The following is a 15,407-nucleotide window of genomic DNA, read 5'->3' as shown; positions in this document are numbered from 1 at the left end:
CTCATTCGGTGTTCGTGTTGTCGTTCTCGGCTGCTTGCCTGCCCAGCGCCTGGGTGCCGAGCGCGGCCGCGGTCACCGCGCCGTCGGCGACCCTGATGCGTAGCTGGCTGCCTGCGGGTGCGTCATCGATGGTGCGCACCACATGCCGTTCGGTGCCTGCGACACGCTGCACGACAGCGTAGCCACGGGCCAGCGTCGCCGCCGGTCCCACCGCGGTGAGCTTCTCGCGCAGATGGCGGGTCGCGGTGGTTTCGGTGCGCAGGAACTGTTCGGCAGTGCGCCGGGCCGAGGCGCGCAAACGCTCGATTTCCTCACGGCGACGGTCGATTTCGCGCAGCGGGTCGGCGAGCACCGGACGTGACCGCAGCTGGGTCAGCGCGCGCGTCTCCCGGTCTACCCAGCCGCGCAGCGCGGCGGCCGAGCGGGCACGCATCTCGCGCACGCCCGCCAATTCCGCGGCGGCATCGGGCACCACTCGCTTGGCGGCGTCGGTGGGGGTCGCGGCGCGCAGATCGGCGACGAGATCGCTGAGCGGGTTGTCGGGTTCGTGGCCGATCGCGCTGACGATCGGCGTGGTCGCGGCGACGATGGCGCGGCACAGCGCCTCGTCGGAGAAGGGCAGTAGATCCTCGACGCTGCCGCCGCCGCGGGCGAGCACGATCACCTCGACGGCCGGGTCACGGTCGAGCTGCGCCAACGCCTCCAGCATCTGCGGCACCGCGGTCGGGCCCTGCACCGCGGTGTTGCGGATCTCGAAACGCACTGCGGGCCAGCGGTTCCTGGCCACGGTCAGCACATCGCGTTCGGCGGCGCTTGCCCGGCCGGTGATGAGCCCGATTGTTTTGGGCAGGAAGGGGAGTGGGCGCTTGAGCCGGGGATCGAAGAGCCCCTCGGCGGCCAGCAGCGCCTTCAGCCGCTCGATGCGGGCAAGCAGCTCGCCGATGCCGACCGGCCGAATCTCGATGACGCGCAACGACAGTGTGCCGCGCCCGGTGAAGAAGGAGAGTTTGCCGTAGACCACGACCCGGCTGCCTTCCTGCAGCGGGATCGGGGACTTGCGGATGAGGTCGGGATCGCAGGTCACCGAGAGCGACATGTCGGCCGACGGGTCGCGCAGCACCAGGAACGCGGTCCTGGTGCCGGGTCGCAGCGAGATCTGCGTGATCTGGCCCTCGACCCAGATGCTGCCGAGCCGGTCGATCCACTGCGCCACCTTGAGGGAGACGGAGCGGACCGGCCACGGCTGTTCGGCGGAGTTCGCCGGTGCGGCGGGAGATGGTGCGGCCTGCTGATTCGACGCGGTAGGCGGGGGCGACTCCGGTTGGCCGGCCGCATCCCGGCCAACCGTCGACGAAGGGGTCCGGGGTTCGGTCACTGGGCCCGCACGGTGGCGATCCGGTTCGTCAGCATGGTCACGAACGGCGCCCTTGCGCGGGTCTGCTGCTCGTAGTCCAGCAGTGCGGTGAGGTCTTCGACGGTCAGCATGCGCAGGCGGGCGCGCAGCTGGGCCAAGGTCATGGCGGCGTAGTCGTAGCGGATGGCTACTTCCGGCGCGACGATCTCCTGCGCGGGTTCTTCCGTCGCGGCGATCGGGGTTTCCGGTTCCGGCTCAACGGTTTCCGGCTCGATGGTGCGCACCGAGGTGGTGTGCCCGTTGCGTTCGGTCGCGCGGGCGGCGGCCTCGGCGGGCAGGGATTCGCGGGCGGCGAAGGTGGGCGATGGGGGCTCTTCGGCGTCGTACCGGTCGAAGCGACTGGCACGCGTGCTGCTCGGCGCTTGCTCCGCGTCGAGGTCCTCGTCGAAGGTTGCCCACTCCGGCTGTTCTTCCGGAGCATTGGTCAACCGGTCGAAGACCGCGTCGCCCTTGAGCGCGAGACTGGTGACGAACTGCTGGAAATGCATGGTCGTCTGCAGCATCTGACTGATGGCGGTAATCGGCAAATTCATTGCGGCCGTGGGTAACCGACGAGTTTCCTCAATGGCGTAAACGGCGGCACCGGCGGCTACCCTTGCCAGGAACGGTGGTCGAAACATGGTCCTAGCCTGCCCGAAATGGCGTGCTGTGCAAAGGTCGGGGCTCACGGGACCGATTCTGGACCATGAAACTGTGCATCGGCACAACGCCTCGCCGCCGCGGACCGAGTTCTCATTGCGGGTTGCCGCCGGGGTGATCGGCCCACGCCTGGGCTGCGGATGTCACGCTGGGTCTGAACTGCGGCCAAGCGGGCCTGCATGGTGACGCATCACTACCTCCTCCGGCCCTGACCGCTCAGTCGCGGGCACGTAAGCTGTGGGCATGTCCACGGCCATACCCCTGAACGTCGGAATCACCCGCTCGGCGGGTGCCGGAACCACCGAGTCCGTTGGCAAGCGCGTGCTGCTAGCGGAGCCGCGTGGGTACTGCGCCGGCGTGGACCGGGCCGTGGAAACCGTCGAGAAGTCGCTGGAGAAGCACGGCGCACCGATCTACGTGCGCAAAGAGATCGTGCACAACCGGCACGTCGTGGAAACCCTGCGTGCGCAGGGCGTCATCTTCGTCGACGAAACCGACGAGGTGCCGGAAGGCGCGGTCGTGGTGTTCTCGGCGCACGGCGTTTCGCCTGCGGTGCACGAATCGGCCGCCGCCCGCAACCTGCACACCATCGACGCGACCTGCCCGCTGGTGACGAAGGTGCACCAGGAAGCGAAGCGTTTCGCCCGCGACGACTACGACATCCTGCTGATCGGTCACGAAGGCCACGAAGAAGTCGAAGGCACGGCAGGCGAGGCGCCCGAGCACGTGCAGCTGGTGGACGGCCCCGCCTCGGTCGACAAGGTGACCGTGCGCGACGAGTCGAAAGTGATTTGGCTCTCACAGACCACGTTGAGCGTCGACGAGACGATGGAAACCGTCCGACGCCTGCGTGAGCGTTTCCCGACGCTGCAGGATCCGCCGAGCGACGACATCTGCTACGCGACCCAGAACCGTCAGGTCGCGGTCAAGGCGATGGCGCCCGAATGCGACCTGGTGATCGTCGTCGGCTCCCGCAACTCCTCCAACTCGGTCCGGCTGGTCGAGGTCGCGCTCAACGCGGGCGCCAAAGCGTCCTACCTGGTCGACTACGCCCGCGAAGTGGACCCGGCCTGGCTCGACGGCGTCAGCACCGTCGGCATCACCTCCGGCGCCTCGGTCCCCGACATCCTGGTCCGCGGCGTGCTCGACATGCTCGAGGAACACGGCTTCGCCGACGTCCAGCCAGTAACCACCGCCAACGAAACCCTCGTCTTCGCGCTGCCCCGCGAACTGCGCACCACCCGCCGCTGACACAGGTCCGGCAACCTGCCGCTCACTGCGAGGTGTGGGGTGGCGGTGCCCAGTTCGATCCGCTGAATCTCAGCGCCGGCGGAGGCGTGACAGTCACGTGGTGACGTAGTCGATCCGCTGAACCCTTGCACCAGCGGAGAGGCGTGACAGTCACGTGGTGATTTACTCCTCGCCCAGCTGATGCACGACCAACCGCATTCCTCCGTAGCGGGACTGCCGTTGCGGCACAACGGGTTCCGACGCCCTCAGTCGGTGTAGCCGGTGGTGGCCGTGGCGCACTCCGCCACGGGATTGGCATGGGACGCTGGAGATTACCGGGCAGCCGCTCGAGATCTGGGTGACCTTCTCCGGCCAGGACGCGGGCACCATCGACAGCCAGCGGTAGAACGCGTCGATCGGGTAGTACTTCTGCTTGCAGACGTAGCTGAGGCAGGGCCCGATCACGCTGCGGCGCAGGGTGTGCGCGACGGTGGCTGCGTTGGCGTGAGAGAAGTGGTGGGTGTCGCGGGTGCGTGTTGCAGCCATTTCTCTCACGCCAAGGGGTTCAGCGTGACGTCAGTTGCCCGTCGCGTTCGTAGAGCGCTGGTCGCGAGGCGGGCGTGCTGCGGGCGGCTACAGGTTTTCGGGTCTGCGGCGTTCGGTGCGGCTCGAATCGCGTTCGCGGTAGCGGACATTGGGCTGAGGGTGGGGTGGGGGGAGATCGCTGCGGCGGCGGGGAGTGGCGCCTCTGGGGGGTTCGGCGTCGCCGCGGGGGGCGGCGGCAGCCGGGCGTCCGCCGGTGCGGGGTGCGGGACGACCTTCGCGCGGGCGTGGGGAGGCGACGCGGGGTGGGGCGTCGGCTACCGAGGGTGCGGGGCGGCGGGTCGGGCGTGCGGGTTCGTCATCCACGTCGATATCGAGGTCGTCATCCGGGTCGTCCTTGGGACGGCGGGTGCGCCGGCGCGGCGACTCGGCGCGCGACGAACGGGTGCGGCCGGGGGAGCGCTTGGCGGGGGTCCGGCCCCAGCTTTCGCCGCGCGACTCTTGTGCGTCTTCCGCCATTTCGCTGCGGCGGTGCATCAGGATGCGTGCGCCGCCGATCAGCAGGACGAGCACGGTCGCGATCATCATCGTCGGGAACCGCATCACCAGCGGGATCGCCAGGTTGCTCAGGATTTCCACGATCGAGCCCGCCGAGCGGCCGGTCAGCTGCTGGTAGGCCAGCGGGACCGCGACGCACAGCAGCAGCGGTGGCAGCACCATGGTGGTGAACAGCCCGCGGTACCGGACCATGAGCACTGCTGCCACGCATCCAGCGATGTACAGCGCGGCGAACGTACCGGTCAGGTCCGTACTGTCGCCGTGGGCATCGATCAAGAACCCTAGAAACGTACAGGCAACCGCGATCAGGACCGCCGCGCCCACCGGGATCCCCGGGATCGTCGGCAGGATCGAACGATGCGGCGCGGGCACCCGGGTTCGCACTCGTTGGGAAGCAGCCACACGATGAACACTAACTGTCGCCGCGCCGAGCGGCGCTACGGCACGGCCGTTGCAGCCACTCGCCGCCGCGCCGAGCAGGCAGCACTGTGACTACTCGCGCGCCGCGGTCGGTTTCCGGATCCCACAGACCGTTCATACGGTTCACAGAGGTTCTGGGCTCTGTGAACCGCATGAACGGTCTGTGGTACCGCTCCAGCACCCTGCGGTCCGGACCTGCGGCTGACGGTGCGAGCACCGCCCGGGTGGTGGCCAGTCGTCGGCGTCGGCCAATACCCTTGCCGTCCTTGCCGTCCTTGCCGTCCTTGCCGTCCTTGCCGTCCTTGCCGTCCTTGCCGTTCTTGCCGTTCTTGCCGTTCTTGCCGTCCTCGCCGTCCTCGCGGAACGGATGAGCCGGCCAGGCTTTGTCCGCTCAATCGGTGTCGGCGAAGCCGACTGCGCGCGGCCAGGTGTCTACTCGGTGGATCGCGGGAACTTCTTGCTCCGCGATTTCCAGGTCGTGCAGTTTGCGGGCGGTGACCATGACCCGTGACTCGACGGAGGCGACGGTGTAGTTGAACGCGTCGACGGCCTTGCCGAGCTGTGCGCCGAGTCGATCCAGGTGCCGTCCTGTCATGCCGAGCCGCGCGTACAGCTCCTTGCCCAATTGCTGAACGGTTGCCATATCGCGGGACAGTGCCTCCTGCCGCCAACCGAAGGCGACTGTGCGGAGCAACGCGATCAGGGTGGTCGGCGTCGCGAGAATGACGTTGCGGCCGAAGGCGTATTCCAGCAAACCGGAGTCGGTGGTCAGTGCGGCGTCGAGGAACGGGTCGCCCGGCACGAACAGCACCACGAATTCCGGTGCCGGATCGAAGGCGGCCCAGTACGCCTTGTCGGCCAGTTGGTCGATGTGTCCGCGCAGGTGTTTCGCATGCCTGGTCAGATGTTCGGCCCGCAGGTCGGGGTCGTCGGCCGTGCTGGCGTCGAGGTAGGCGCTGAACGGCACCTTCGCGTCGACCACGATGTGCCTGCCGCCCGCGAGGTTCACTACCAGGTCGGGGCGGACGTTGCCGGTCCGGTCGGTGGAGCCGTCACCGCGGGCCGCGCGGGTCACCTGGGTGTCGAAATCGCAGTGCCGCGTCATGCCTGCCAGCTCGACCACTCGCTCCAATTGGATCTCGCCCCAGCGCCCGCGAATCTGTGGCGCCCGCAGCGCGGCGACGAGCTGACTGGTCTGGCTGGTCAGCTGCGACGAGGTGCGCTGCATGCCCGCGACCTGCTCGCGCAGGCTCGAATAGGCGTTGATCCGATGATGTTCGACCTGCTGAATGTGGTGGTTGAGCGCGCCGACCGCTTCGCGAAGCGGGTCGACCAGCGCACCGACCGCGTGCGAATGCCTGCGTGCCGCATCTTCGTTCGCCGCGTTGAGCGACTGCCGCAGCAACCGCTCGTTGTCGCTGGCCGCCGCGAGTCTCGCCTCTGCCGCCGTCGCCCGATGCCCGGCGCGCGCGGCATGGCCGAGCCAGCCGAGCCCAACCCCGGCGGCGAATACCAGCATCAGTGCGACGAGCATCGGTGCGGTCATAGCGCAGATAGTGCCGCACGCCACCGACAAAGCGGGGCGATCGGCAATCTGCCAGCGCTGTGTCGGCTACCACCGGGTGCTGCCGGAGGACATCGGTCAAGCCGTGCATACGTGAATCCCTGGCGCTGACCGAGTGTCTCGATTGAATTCTGTCGGTGCACTCGCCTACGGTTTCGCGGCATGCGGATGCTGCACACGTCGGACTGGCACATCGGGCGCACGTTCCACGGGGTCGATCTGCTTGCTGACCAGGCGCGCGCACTGGCCGCGATCGCGGAGCTGGTGGCCGAGGCGTCGGTCGATGTGGTGGTGCTGCCCGGCGACGTGTACGACCGGTCCATTCCGAGTGCGGACGCGATCGCGGTGTGCAACCGGGGATTCGAGGCCATTCGCGCGGCAGGCGCCAGGATCGTCGCGACCTCGGGCAACCACGATTCACCTGCGCGGCTCGGCGCCGGTGCGAGTTTCGCGGCCGCGGGCGGGCTGTATCTGCGCACCACGGTCGCCGACGCCGACCGGCCGGTGTTGCTGGAGGACGCGCACGGGCCGGTGGCGTTCTACGGCATCCCCTATCTGGAGCCGGACATCACCCGCGCGGAACTCGGTGTGCCACAGGCGCGTTCGCACGCCGACATCCTCGACGCGGCGATGCGCCTGATCCGCGCCGATATCGCGCGGCGCGAGTGCACCCGCACCGTGGTGCTCGCGCATGCCTTCGTCGTCGGCGGCGAGGCGACGGGTTCGGAGCGGTCGATCTCGGTCGGCGGCGTGGAGACCGTGCCGATGTCGGCCTTCGACGGCATCGACTATGTCGCGCTCGGTCACCTGCATTCGCCGCAGACGCTGTCGGAGTCGGTGCGCTACAGCGGGTCCCCGCTGCCGTACTCGTTCGCGGAGAGCTCGCATCGCAAGGCGGTGTGGCTCGTCGATCTCGATGCCGCCGGGCTGCATTCGGTCGAGCGCCGCGACCTGCCCGTGGTGCGCGGGCTCACCAGACTCACCGGCACGCTCGACGAGTTGCTCGCCGACGAGGCGCACACCCAGGCCCAAGAGGACTACGTATCGGCAGTGCTCACCGACGCGACGCGTCCGGTGGACGCGATGCGCAAGCTCCGCGAGCGCTTCCCGCACGCGGTGCACGTGGAGTGGGTGCGACCGGAGGGCAACCCGGAGTTGCGCTACCGTGAACGGGTGCACGGCCGCCGCGACACCGAAGTAGCGCAGAGCTTCCTCACCGACGTGCGCGGTGTGCCCACCGACAGCGAAATGGCTTGGCTGGAGCGAGCACTCGCCGCCGCCGTCGCCGAGCCGGATCGGGTGCTGACCGCGACGGAATCGGCCACGGAACTGTCCGCTTGAACGAGCGCCTGCGAGTGAATCGAACACGCAGCCGAGCATCGCTCGGTCACGGAGCGGCCGAGCGTCAGCGAGACGCAGTCGTGCACAGCCGACGCTTTGTCGCGCCGCAGGCGGCCACTCGATGAGGCTGCACCGGCTGGAGATGACCGCGTTCGGCCCGTTCGCCGAGACCACGGTTGTCGACTTCGACGCGCTCGGTGCTGACGGCCTGTTCCTGCTGCACGGGCAGACCGGCGCAGGTAAGACCACCGTCCTCGACGCGATCGCGTTCGCGCTCTACGGCCGGGTGCCTGGCGCACGCGGGGAAAGTAAACGCCTGCACTCCGATCACGCCGCGGAGCAGACTCCGCCGCAGGTGATGTTGGAGGCGACCCTCGGCGGGCGGCGTCTGCGGTTGACCCGCATCCCCGAATTCGAACGCCCGAAGCTGCGCGGCACCGGCATGCGCACCGATCCCGCCAAGGCGACGCTGGCCTGGCTGGACGGTCGCGGCGAGAACCTGTCCCGCATCCCCGATATCGGTGACGAGATCATCCGGCTGCTCGGCATGAGCGCCGATCAGTTCTTTCAGGTGGTGCTGCTCCCGCAGGGTGATTTCGCGCGATTCTTGCGGGCGGACAACGAAGATCGCGAGAAGCTCCTCGAAAAGCTTTTCGACACTGAACGATTCGGCACGGCCGAACATTGGCTGGCCGACAAGCGCCGCGCCTCCACCGCCGACCTGGACTCACGCAAACAGGCCATCGACCGATTGATCGCCAAGGTCGGCGTCACGGCGGGGGTGAGCGGGGCGGAGACGGCGAGCCCCTTGGATGCGGTCGCCTGGTCCCAGGACCTCCTCGCCACCGCACGCACCGACCTGACCGCCGCGGCGGCGACAGCCGAACGCTGCCAACAGGAGTCGGCACAGGTCCGAACCCGCGCCGAGCAGCAGCGCCGTCTGCACGAGCTACGTCGCCGAATGGACACTGCGCGTACACAACTCGACGACTACATTGCCAACAAAGACCACCGCACTGCCTTGCAAGCCGAGCTCGACCTGGCCCGCCGCGCCGAACCGGTCGCCGCCGCCATCGACGAAGCGCGCACCGCCGTCATGCTGATGCGCCGCCAGGATGCCGAAACGGTCAGCGCAGCAAGAAAGTTGGCTGCCCGCCTGCTGGAACCCGCCGGCGCTGACCTCGCAGGTGCCGAACTGGTCGAAATCGAAGGCGCGCTTCCTGATGCGGGCGACCGAGGCGGCGCTGAGACGGGCACCCCGACCATCAGGGACGACGCTGACATCGACGGCGCGATCCGGCAGTGGAGTGCGCTGATCGGTGGTCTGGACGAGATCCAGTCCGACGCCACGGCCGCCACTCGGCTCACCAAGGAGCTGGCCGGACTGCGCGATGCGGACACGGCGCTCAACACTCAGGTGACGAAGCTGACCCGGCTGCGCGAACAACTCCCCGGTGCCCTCGCCACCCTCGATGCTCGCCTGAACGAAGCCACGCGCGCGGCCGCCACGTTGCCTGCGCTGACCGCCGAATGTGAGCGCCTGCAGACCGCCGCCGCGGCCGCGGTCGAACTCGCCTCGCGCAAAACAGGTTTGGACCACGCCAGGGTCGAGTGGGAGTCGGCGCGCGCCGCGCACAACGATGCCAGGGAACGCGTTCTCGACCTGCGTGAGCGCAGGCTGGCTGGTATGGCGGCCGAACTCGCGGACGGTTTGGCCGACGGCAAGCCCTGTGCCGTTTGTGGTTCCGCCGACCACCCGTCACCTGCCCAACCGACAGCGGGCGCCGTCTCCAAGGACGCTGAAGACGCCGCTATTGCCGCCGAACGCGCCGCCGAAGACGCCCGCGACCGGGTGCAGGCCCGAATCTCCAGCCTGGAACGCGACATCGAGGCGCTGACCGCCCGCGGCGGCGACGCCGACCGCGTCGAGCTGGCCGCAGCCCTGCGCGCCGCCACCGACCGCTACGAAGACACCGCGGAACTCGCCGCCCTCGCCGACGGCCTGACCGCCGAACTCACCCGCCTGCGCACCGACGAGACCCGCCTGCACGACGAACTCCGCGAATCCGATTCCCGCCGAAGCGCAGTCGCCGCGAACATCGCCGCCGCCACCACCCGCCTCGCCGAACTCACCGCCCGCCTGCGCACCGCCGCGGGCGGTGACGAAACCATCGACCGCCGCCGCACCCGCCTCACCGCCCTCATCACCGCCGCCACCACCCTCCGCGACGCCCGCGCCGAAGCCGCCGCAGCCCGCGAACAGGTCGCCACAATCGCCGACCGAGTCGAAGCACTGGCCCGCACCGCCGGTTTCCTCCCCGCCCAGGACGTCGACCAACCGCAACCAGCAACTGCCACGCACACCGAAGCGCGGCCCGCCGCGACCGATTCTGGTGTCACGGCAGGCGATTCGGCTGCGAGCCCGACGTGTGTCTCGGATTCCGCTGATGTGCAGAGCGGCTCGGGAGATCCGGCCTGCGCTTCGCGGGGGTCGAGGCCCACCGGTGTGGAACCGGCCGACGGTGTTGCGGCGGTGGATGCCCCGGCTGCGGCACCCTCCGTGACGTCGAATTCGCCTACCGCACAACAGGCTGCAGGTGCTGGTGCGCTGCGCGACGATGTGGCTCGGTTGACTGCGATCGCGCGGGTGGTTACTGCCGCGAGTCGTACTGCGCAGCGGCAGGCGGAGATCGAGGCGGAGCTGGTGGCTGCCGATCGTGCTCGCGCGCATGCCGAAGCCGTGCTGGCGGAGCCGGACATTCAGGCTGCGGGGGCTGCGGAGGTCGGGGACCTGGCTGAGTTGGATGCTGAGGTGGTGAGCGCGCAGGCACAGGTCAACGCCGCCGTTTCCGTGCATGCGGAGGCGAGCAGGCGGGTGAACTTGCTCGAGGATCTCGGCGGGCAGCTGTGGGCGGCGGTGGATCGGATCGCGCCGTTGCAGCGGACGCACGATGAGCTCGCCGCGCTCGCCGAGGTGGTCGCGGGCCGCGGCGAGAACAATCGCCGGATGTCGTTGCGCTCCTACGTGCTTGCCGCCCGCCTCGAAGAGGTCGCGCAGGCGGGTTCGCTGCGCCTGCGCCGAATGTCGGCGGGCCGTTACGAATTCGTGCACTCCGACAAGGCGGGCCCGCGTGGTCGCCGCGGCGGTCTCGGCCTGGACATCCGCGACGACTACACCGGCGCGATCCGCCCGGCCAAGACCCTCTCCGGCGGCGAAACCTTCATGGCTTCACTGTCTTTGGCCCTCGGCCTGGCCGACACCGTCGCCGCCGAATCCGGCGGCCTGGTGCTGGACACCCTCTTCATCGACGAGGGCTTCGGCGGCCTGGACGCGGACACCCTCGACGCGGTGATGGGCGTGCTCGACGAGCTCAGGGCGGGCGGCCGCGTAGTGGGCGTCGTCAGCCACGTCGACGAGATGCGTCAGCGCATCCCGAGCCGCCTGCACGTCCGCCGCGGCCGATCCGGCTCTCACCTCGAAGCCACCGTCGCCTGACCGTCGGTACTCATCGTCCGGCATCCGCGCGGCCTGGTCGATAAGATCGCGCGGCCCGGTCACCGGGTACACCGGCGCGCCGGACATCGTCGAGTGGGAACTGGTGGCGGCATTTCGCGAAGCCTCCGCCACCAGTTCCCACTCGATCCCCAGGCGGGTGTTGAAGTCGAGGGCGGGTCGAGGTCGAATAGGTCGATGAGTGAGTTGGTGGGGATCAGCGAGGCGGCTCGGCGGTGCGGGGTGGCGGTGTCCACCCTGCGGTACTGGGAGGAGCGCGGGCTGATCCAGGCCACCGCGCGGCGAGCAGGTGTGCGTCAGTTCGACGCCGATCAGATGTTGCGCATCGGCCTGATCCAGTTGTGGCAGGAGTTCGCCCTGCTGAGTTTGGACGAGATCGCGATCATGCTTGCCGATGAAGCGGTGCTTGCCGACGATGCGGCGCCGTCACGGGTGGTCATGCGGGAGCGCATCCGCGCCATCGAGGAGCAGCAGCGTCGGCTCGCCGAAGGGAAGGCCCATCTGGAGCACTCGTTGAAGTGCACGAGCCCACATCCGGCGGGCCGCTGCGATTTCATGCGCGAGGTGGTGCGGCAACGCATGTCCGGCAATCGAGTCGATCCCAGCGACCTGGACTATCCCGCCTAGTCTCCACGGTTGCGCTCAAGGCGGCTTCAACCGCAACAGTGACGGGCATGACCCGAACTCTCGAACCACCACCGACCACCCGGGCGGCCTCGCTTCCGCTGCTGGTGACGGCGTTCGTGCTGGTGAGCTTCAACCTCAGAGTGTCCTTCGCCGGTCCAGGTCCGCTGGTCCCCGTACTCGGCCTCAGCCACGTCGGCGCATCGGTGCTGACGATGTTGCCCGTGCTGTGCATGGGCTTGTTCGCCTCGTTCGGGGTGCTGGTGCGTAACCGATTCGGCGAGGAGCGCGCCTTGTTTCTGGCGATGGCGGTGCTCGCGTGCGGCGTCGTGATTCGTTCGATCGGTGCTGTGTTCCCCGCACTCGGCACGGGGGGCCTCTTCGCAGGCACCATCGTTGCGGGCGCGGGTATCGCGGTCGGCAATGTCATCACCCCGGTGCTGGCGAAGAAACGCTTCCCCGCGCCACGCATCGGCATGATGATGGGCGTCTACGGCCTGGTGGTCAGCGTGGGAGCCGCTGTGGCCGCGGCGATTTCGGTGCCGGTGTATCACCGCACCGGGTCGACCTCGCTGGCGCTCGGACTTGCACTGATCCCCGCGCTGTGCGCCCTCGTCGCCTTGGTGCCGCAGCTGGACCGTCCGCACGTCCGCACGACTGTGAACACCTCGTGGGGCTGGCTGCTGCGAAACCCGTTGGCGTGGAGCATCACCGGCTATCTGGGCGGGCAGTCGCTGCTGCTGTACACGATCTTCGCCTGGCTGCCGTCGGTCTACATCGCCCGCGGTGTCAGTCAGACCACCGCGGGCTTCTACTTGTCGATCTGCGCGCTGACCCTCGCTCTCGGCGGCTTCGCCGCACCACCCCTCGCGGCCAGGCGGGCAAGCCAGCGCATCCACCTGGTGGTCGCGGTAGCGCTGTGTTTCTTTGGGGTGCTAGGCATTCTGGCCGCCCCGGTGGCGACGGCGCCGGTGTGGCTCGTCATCCTCGGCGTCGGCCTCGGTGCGGGCCAGACGCTGCCGAGCATGCTGTTCGTGCTGCGCACCCGCGACCACCACACCGCGACGGCCCTGTCGACGAAGTCGCAGACGCTCGGCTACCTGATCGGCGCCACCGGCCCGCTGCTCGCCGCCGCGCTGTACTCGGTGTCGGACTCCTGGACGTTGCCGCTGCTCGGCCTACTGGCGTTGCTGGTGGTCAACGGCATGCTCGGGCTCGCGGCCGGTCGGGCGCGCTACCTCGAAGCGCCTGCGCGACAAGCCGTCACGCTTCGTGATCGAGAAGCCAGCGCTTGACCGGCAGCCCCCAGCGGAAGCCGCCGAGCGCGCCGCCGATGCGAAAGATGCGGTGGCATGGGACGAACAGGGCCGCGGCATTGCGCGCACAGGCGTTGGCGGCGGCCCTGGTGGCGTCGGGTCGGCCGGAGATGGCGGCGAATTCGGTGTAGGTGATGGGCGCGCCTGCGGGCACCTTGCGGAGCACATCCCAAGCGTGCATGAGGAATTCGCCGGAATGCTGCCGCACCGGGATCGGATCGATCGCCGTGAGATCGCCTTGGTGATAGGCGATGACCGCACTGGTCACCGCGCCGAGGTCGTCCCGTTGCCGCAGCTCGCCGGGGCGCAGGCCGGGATGGACCACGGTGCACAGGTAGTCCACGTCGGTGGTCCATCCGCCGGCGAGCACGGCTCCGTCCGCATCGACCACGGCGGTGAACGGCCCGATCGGTGTGTCGACGGTCGCGAAATCGGCAGTGGTGGTGCCGATGTGCTGTGTGGTTGCTCGAATAGTGCTGGTGGCGGTCATGTTCGGGTGCTCGCTTTCGAGGAGGCGGCCTTGGCCGCTGCGGCGGTGGAGCGGTCGGCGCGATCGGTCAGCGCCGCTTTCCACAGGTGCATGGACAGATACGACCGCCACGGCATCCAACGGCTCGTGTCGGCGAGGTCGAGGCCGAGCACCGCTGCGCCCTGCCGAACCACCAGATCGGTGCTGAGCAGCACGTCCGGGTCGGCCAGCAGACGCATCGTCACGTAGTCGGCCGTCCACGGGCCGACGCCGTCCAGCGCGAGGAGTTCGCGCCGCAGGTCGGCGGCGGTGCGGCCTTGGTGCAGCGCGAGTTCACCGCTGGCCAACGCCTCGGCAGCGCCGATGATCGAGCGAACCCGTCGGGTCGGACCGGTGAGCACCTCGGCGCCGCGTTCGGCGATCACCGCGGGCGTGGGAAACAACAGCGGGATCGGACCGTCGACCTGCTCGCCGAGCGCCTCGACCAGCCGCGCGGTGTGCGTCGCCGCCGCCGACACCGAGATCTGCTGCCCGATCATGGTGCGCAACAACAGTTCCGGTCCGTCGAGGCAGCCTGGCACGCGGATGCCCGGCGTGAACACGGGCCGCCTGCCGTCGACCGGGTCGGGCGGCGTATCGGCGTCCGGCGGCGAGCCCGCGCCCGCGTCCGGCAGCCGGGTGGTGTCGGGGGTGGCGAGCTCGGGTCCCGAAACCCGCTGTCCCGGAGTCACACCCAGCGCCTCGTCGATACCGATCGGATCGGCGTCGAGGTCGAGCAGATGCCGCAGCCGCGCCACCGTCGGCGCCAGATCGCGCATGTCGTGCAGTGCCAGTTCGGCCCGCACATGATCGCGTTGGAAGCTGAGCCTGGCCGTCGCATGGCCGTGCGGGGTGCGCAGATTGCGCGTGTACGCGCGGTTCTCCCAGAGCTCCATGCCCGGCGCGACATGGGAGGAGAGGAACCATTCCAGCCAGGCCCGGTCGAGTGGTTCGCGATAGGGCAGCCGCAGGCTGAGCGAACCGTTGACCGCGGGGGCCTGGCGTCCGTTCGAGCTGGATTTGGCTCGATGCGCTTCGGCCCGCATGGTGGTCGGGCTGACCGCGAACACCTCGCGCACCGTGTCGTTGAATTGCCGAATGCTGGCGAACCCGGCCGCGAAAGCGATGTCCGACATGGGCATTGGGGTCGTTTGGATCAATAGCCGCGCCGTATGAGCGCGGTGCGCGCGGGCCAGTGCCAGCGGGCCTGCGCCGAGTTCGGTGGTGAGCACCCTGGTCAGTTGTCGTTGCGAGTAGCCGAGAGTGGCGGCAAGCGCGGGCACACCGCCGCGCTCGATCACCCCATCGCCGATCAACCGCATCGCGCGCGCGGCCAGGTCTGCGCGGGTGTTCCACAGAGGTGAGCCGGGTGCCGCGTCAGGCAGGCAGCGACGGCACGCGCGGTAGCCCGCCTGTTGCGCGGCCGCCGCGGTCGGTAAGAACGACACGTTCGCGCGCTTCGGCGTGATTGCCGGACACGATGGGCGGCAATAGATTCCGGTGGTCCGCACTGCGGTGAAGAATTGCCCGTCGAATCGGGAATCTCTGGTCGACACCGCGCGGTAGCACCGCTCGAAATCCAATACCGTGATCGTCACGTCAACCACAATGTCAGGTAAGGGCACGCTCTGCTAGCGGAAATCTGCCATTACCGACCGAATCGGATGCACCGTGCACGAGGCATCGTCGCGCGGTACACCGAGGAAAGGTGGCGAGCGGCGCCCTCATCGCGCCGC

Annotated in this window: 12 protein-coding genes; 5 read left to right on the top strand and 7 right to left on the bottom strand. The window is 69.0% G+C overall.

What is annotated here, in order from left to right; all coding sequences use genetic code 11:
• Position 1: 1 nt before the first annotated feature.
• Together xseA and ACGFNJ_RS09560 are read right to left on the bottom strand one after the other, a co-directional pair.
• Positions 2 to 1,375 carry an exodeoxyribonuclease VII large subunit gene (xseA, locus tag ACGFNJ_RS09565; RefSeq protein WP_393445358.1) on the bottom strand — a complete coding sequence of 458 codons (1,374 nt, stop codon included), beginning with the start codon at positions 1,373 to 1,375 and terminating at the stop codon, positions 2 to 4.
• Positions 1,372 to 2,034 carry a lipid droplet-associated protein gene (locus ACGFNJ_RS09560; protein WP_393445355.1) on the bottom strand — a complete coding sequence of 221 codons (663 nt, stop codon included), beginning with the start codon at positions 2,032 to 2,034 and terminating at the stop codon, positions 1,372 to 1,374. Before ACGFNJ_RS09560 ends, xseA begins: the two co-directional genes overlap by 4 nt.
• A 262-nt stretch (positions 2,035 to 2,296) precedes the next feature.
• Between ACGFNJ_RS09560 and ACGFNJ_RS09555 the strand changes: the two genes are divergently transcribed.
• On the top strand, positions 2,297 to 3,304 hold the full coding sequence (locus ACGFNJ_RS09555; RefSeq protein ID WP_393445352.1) for a 4-hydroxy-3-methylbut-2-enyl diphosphate reductase: 1,008 nt from the start codon (positions 2,297 to 2,299) through the stop codon (positions 3,302 to 3,304).
• Positions 3,305 to 3,466: 162 nt separating this feature from the next.
• On the opposite strand, the gene ACGFNJ_RS09550 is transcribed toward ACGFNJ_RS09555, so the two are convergent.
• The 3 genes from ACGFNJ_RS09550 to ACGFNJ_RS09540 all read right to left on the bottom strand — a co-directional run bounded on the left by ACGFNJ_RS09550 (position 3,467) and on the right by ACGFNJ_RS09540 (position 6,350).
• A complete protein-coding gene (locus ACGFNJ_RS09550) occupies positions 3,467 to 3,829 on the bottom strand; it encodes a hypothetical protein (protein ID WP_393445349.1) in 363 nt (120 codons plus the stop codon).
• An 87-nt stretch (positions 3,830 to 3,916) separates the two neighbouring features.
• Positions 3,917 to 4,786, bottom strand: a complete 870-nt coding sequence (locus ACGFNJ_RS09545) for a DUF6542 domain-containing protein (protein WP_393445346.1) — start codon at positions 4,784 to 4,786, stop codon at positions 3,917 to 3,919.
• A gap of 409 nt (positions 4,787 to 5,195) precedes the next feature.
• Positions 5,196 to 6,350, bottom strand: a complete 1,155-nt coding sequence (locus ACGFNJ_RS09540; protein WP_393445342.1) for a DNA recombination protein RmuC — start codon at positions 6,348 to 6,350, stop codon at positions 5,196 to 5,198.
• 180 nt (positions 6,351 to 6,530) lie between these two features.
• Between ACGFNJ_RS09540 and ACGFNJ_RS09535 the strand changes: the two genes are divergently transcribed.
• From ACGFNJ_RS09535 to ACGFNJ_RS09520, 4 genes are all read left to right on the top strand, one after another.
• Positions 6,531 to 7,709 carry an exonuclease SbcCD subunit D gene (locus ACGFNJ_RS09535; protein WP_393445340.1) on the top strand — a complete coding sequence of 393 codons (1,179 nt, stop codon included), beginning with the start codon at positions 6,531 to 6,533 and terminating at the stop codon, positions 7,707 to 7,709.
• A 121-nt stretch (positions 7,710 to 7,830) separates the two neighbouring features.
• Entirely contained in the window at positions 7,831 to 11,205 is a 3,375-nt protein-coding gene (locus tag ACGFNJ_RS09530; RefSeq protein WP_393445337.1) for an AAA family ATPase, read from the top strand.
• Positions 11,206 to 11,400: 195 nt separating this feature from the next.
• On the top strand, positions 11,401 to 11,850 hold the full coding sequence (locus ACGFNJ_RS09525; protein WP_393445334.1) for a MerR family transcriptional regulator: 450 nt from the start codon (positions 11,401 to 11,403) through the stop codon (positions 11,848 to 11,850).
• 47 nt (positions 11,851 to 11,897) lie between these two features.
• Positions 11,898 to 13,142 (top strand): MFS transporter, encoded by a 1,245-nt coding sequence (locus tag ACGFNJ_RS09520; RefSeq protein WP_393445332.1) that lies wholly within the window; start codon positions 11,898 to 11,900, stop codon positions 13,140 to 13,142.
• On the opposite strand, the gene ACGFNJ_RS09515 is transcribed toward ACGFNJ_RS09520, so the two are convergent.
• Positions 13,111 to 13,653, bottom strand: coding sequence for a methylated-DNA--[protein]-cysteine S-methyltransferase (locus ACGFNJ_RS09515; protein ID WP_393445330.1), 543 nt, complete (start codon positions 13,651 to 13,653; stop codon positions 13,111 to 13,113). The two genes, ACGFNJ_RS09520 and ACGFNJ_RS09515, sit on opposite strands and share 32 nt — an antisense overlap.
• On the bottom strand, positions 13,650 to 15,269 hold the full coding sequence (locus tag ACGFNJ_RS09510; protein ID WP_393445328.1) for a DNA-3-methyladenine glycosylase 2 family protein: 1,620 nt from the start codon (positions 15,267 to 15,269) through the stop codon (positions 13,650 to 13,652). Before ACGFNJ_RS09510 ends, ACGFNJ_RS09515 begins: the two co-directional genes overlap by 4 nt.
• Positions 15,270 to 15,407 lie beyond the last annotated feature (138 nt).

It is taken from the genome of Nocardia sp. NPDC049149, assembly GCF_043197455.1.
In the GTDB taxonomy this organism is placed as follows: domain Bacteria; phylum Actinomycetota; class Actinomycetes; order Mycobacteriales; family Mycobacteriaceae; genus Nocardia.
Note: the sequence above shows the minus strand (reverse complement) of the source record. Positions and strands in the feature narration are given on the sequence as shown.

What these genes read in the sequence shown, in the direction of transcription:
- ACGFNJ_RS09555 (WP_393445352.1), top strand. Translation starts at nt 2,297, where the DNA reads ATGTCCACGGCCATACCCCTGAACGTCGGAATCACCCGCTCGGCGGGT.
- ACGFNJ_RS09560 (WP_393445355.1), bottom strand. Translation starts at nt 2,034, where the DNA reads ATGTTTCGACCACCGTTCCTGGCAAGGGTAGCCGCCGGTGCCGCCGTT.
- ACGFNJ_RS09535 (WP_393445340.1), top strand. Translation starts at nt 6,531, where the DNA reads ATGCGGATGCTGCACACGTCGGACTGGCACATCGGGCGCACGTTCCAC.
- ACGFNJ_RS09525 (WP_393445334.1), top strand. Translation starts at nt 11,401, where the DNA reads ATGAGTGAGTTGGTGGGGATCAGCGAGGCGGCTCGGCGGTGCGGGGTG.
- ACGFNJ_RS09520 (WP_393445332.1), top strand. Translation starts at nt 11,898, where the DNA reads ATGACCCGAACTCTCGAACCACCACCGACCACCCGGGCGGCCTCGCTT.
- ACGFNJ_RS09540 (WP_393445342.1), bottom strand. Translation starts at nt 6,350, where the DNA reads ATGACCGCACCGATGCTCGTCGCACTGATGCTGGTATTCGCCGCCGGG.
- ACGFNJ_RS09530 (WP_393445337.1), top strand. Translation starts at nt 7,831, where the DNA reads ATGAGGCTGCACCGGCTGGAGATGACCGCGTTCGGCCCGTTCGCCGAG.
- ACGFNJ_RS09515 (WP_393445330.1), bottom strand. Translation starts at nt 13,653, where the DNA reads ATGACCGCCACCAGCACTATTCGAGCAACCACACAGCACATCGGCACC.
- ACGFNJ_RS09550 (WP_393445349.1), bottom strand. Translation starts at nt 3,829, where the DNA reads ATGGCTGCAACACGCACCCGCGACACCCACCACTTCTCTCACGCCAAC.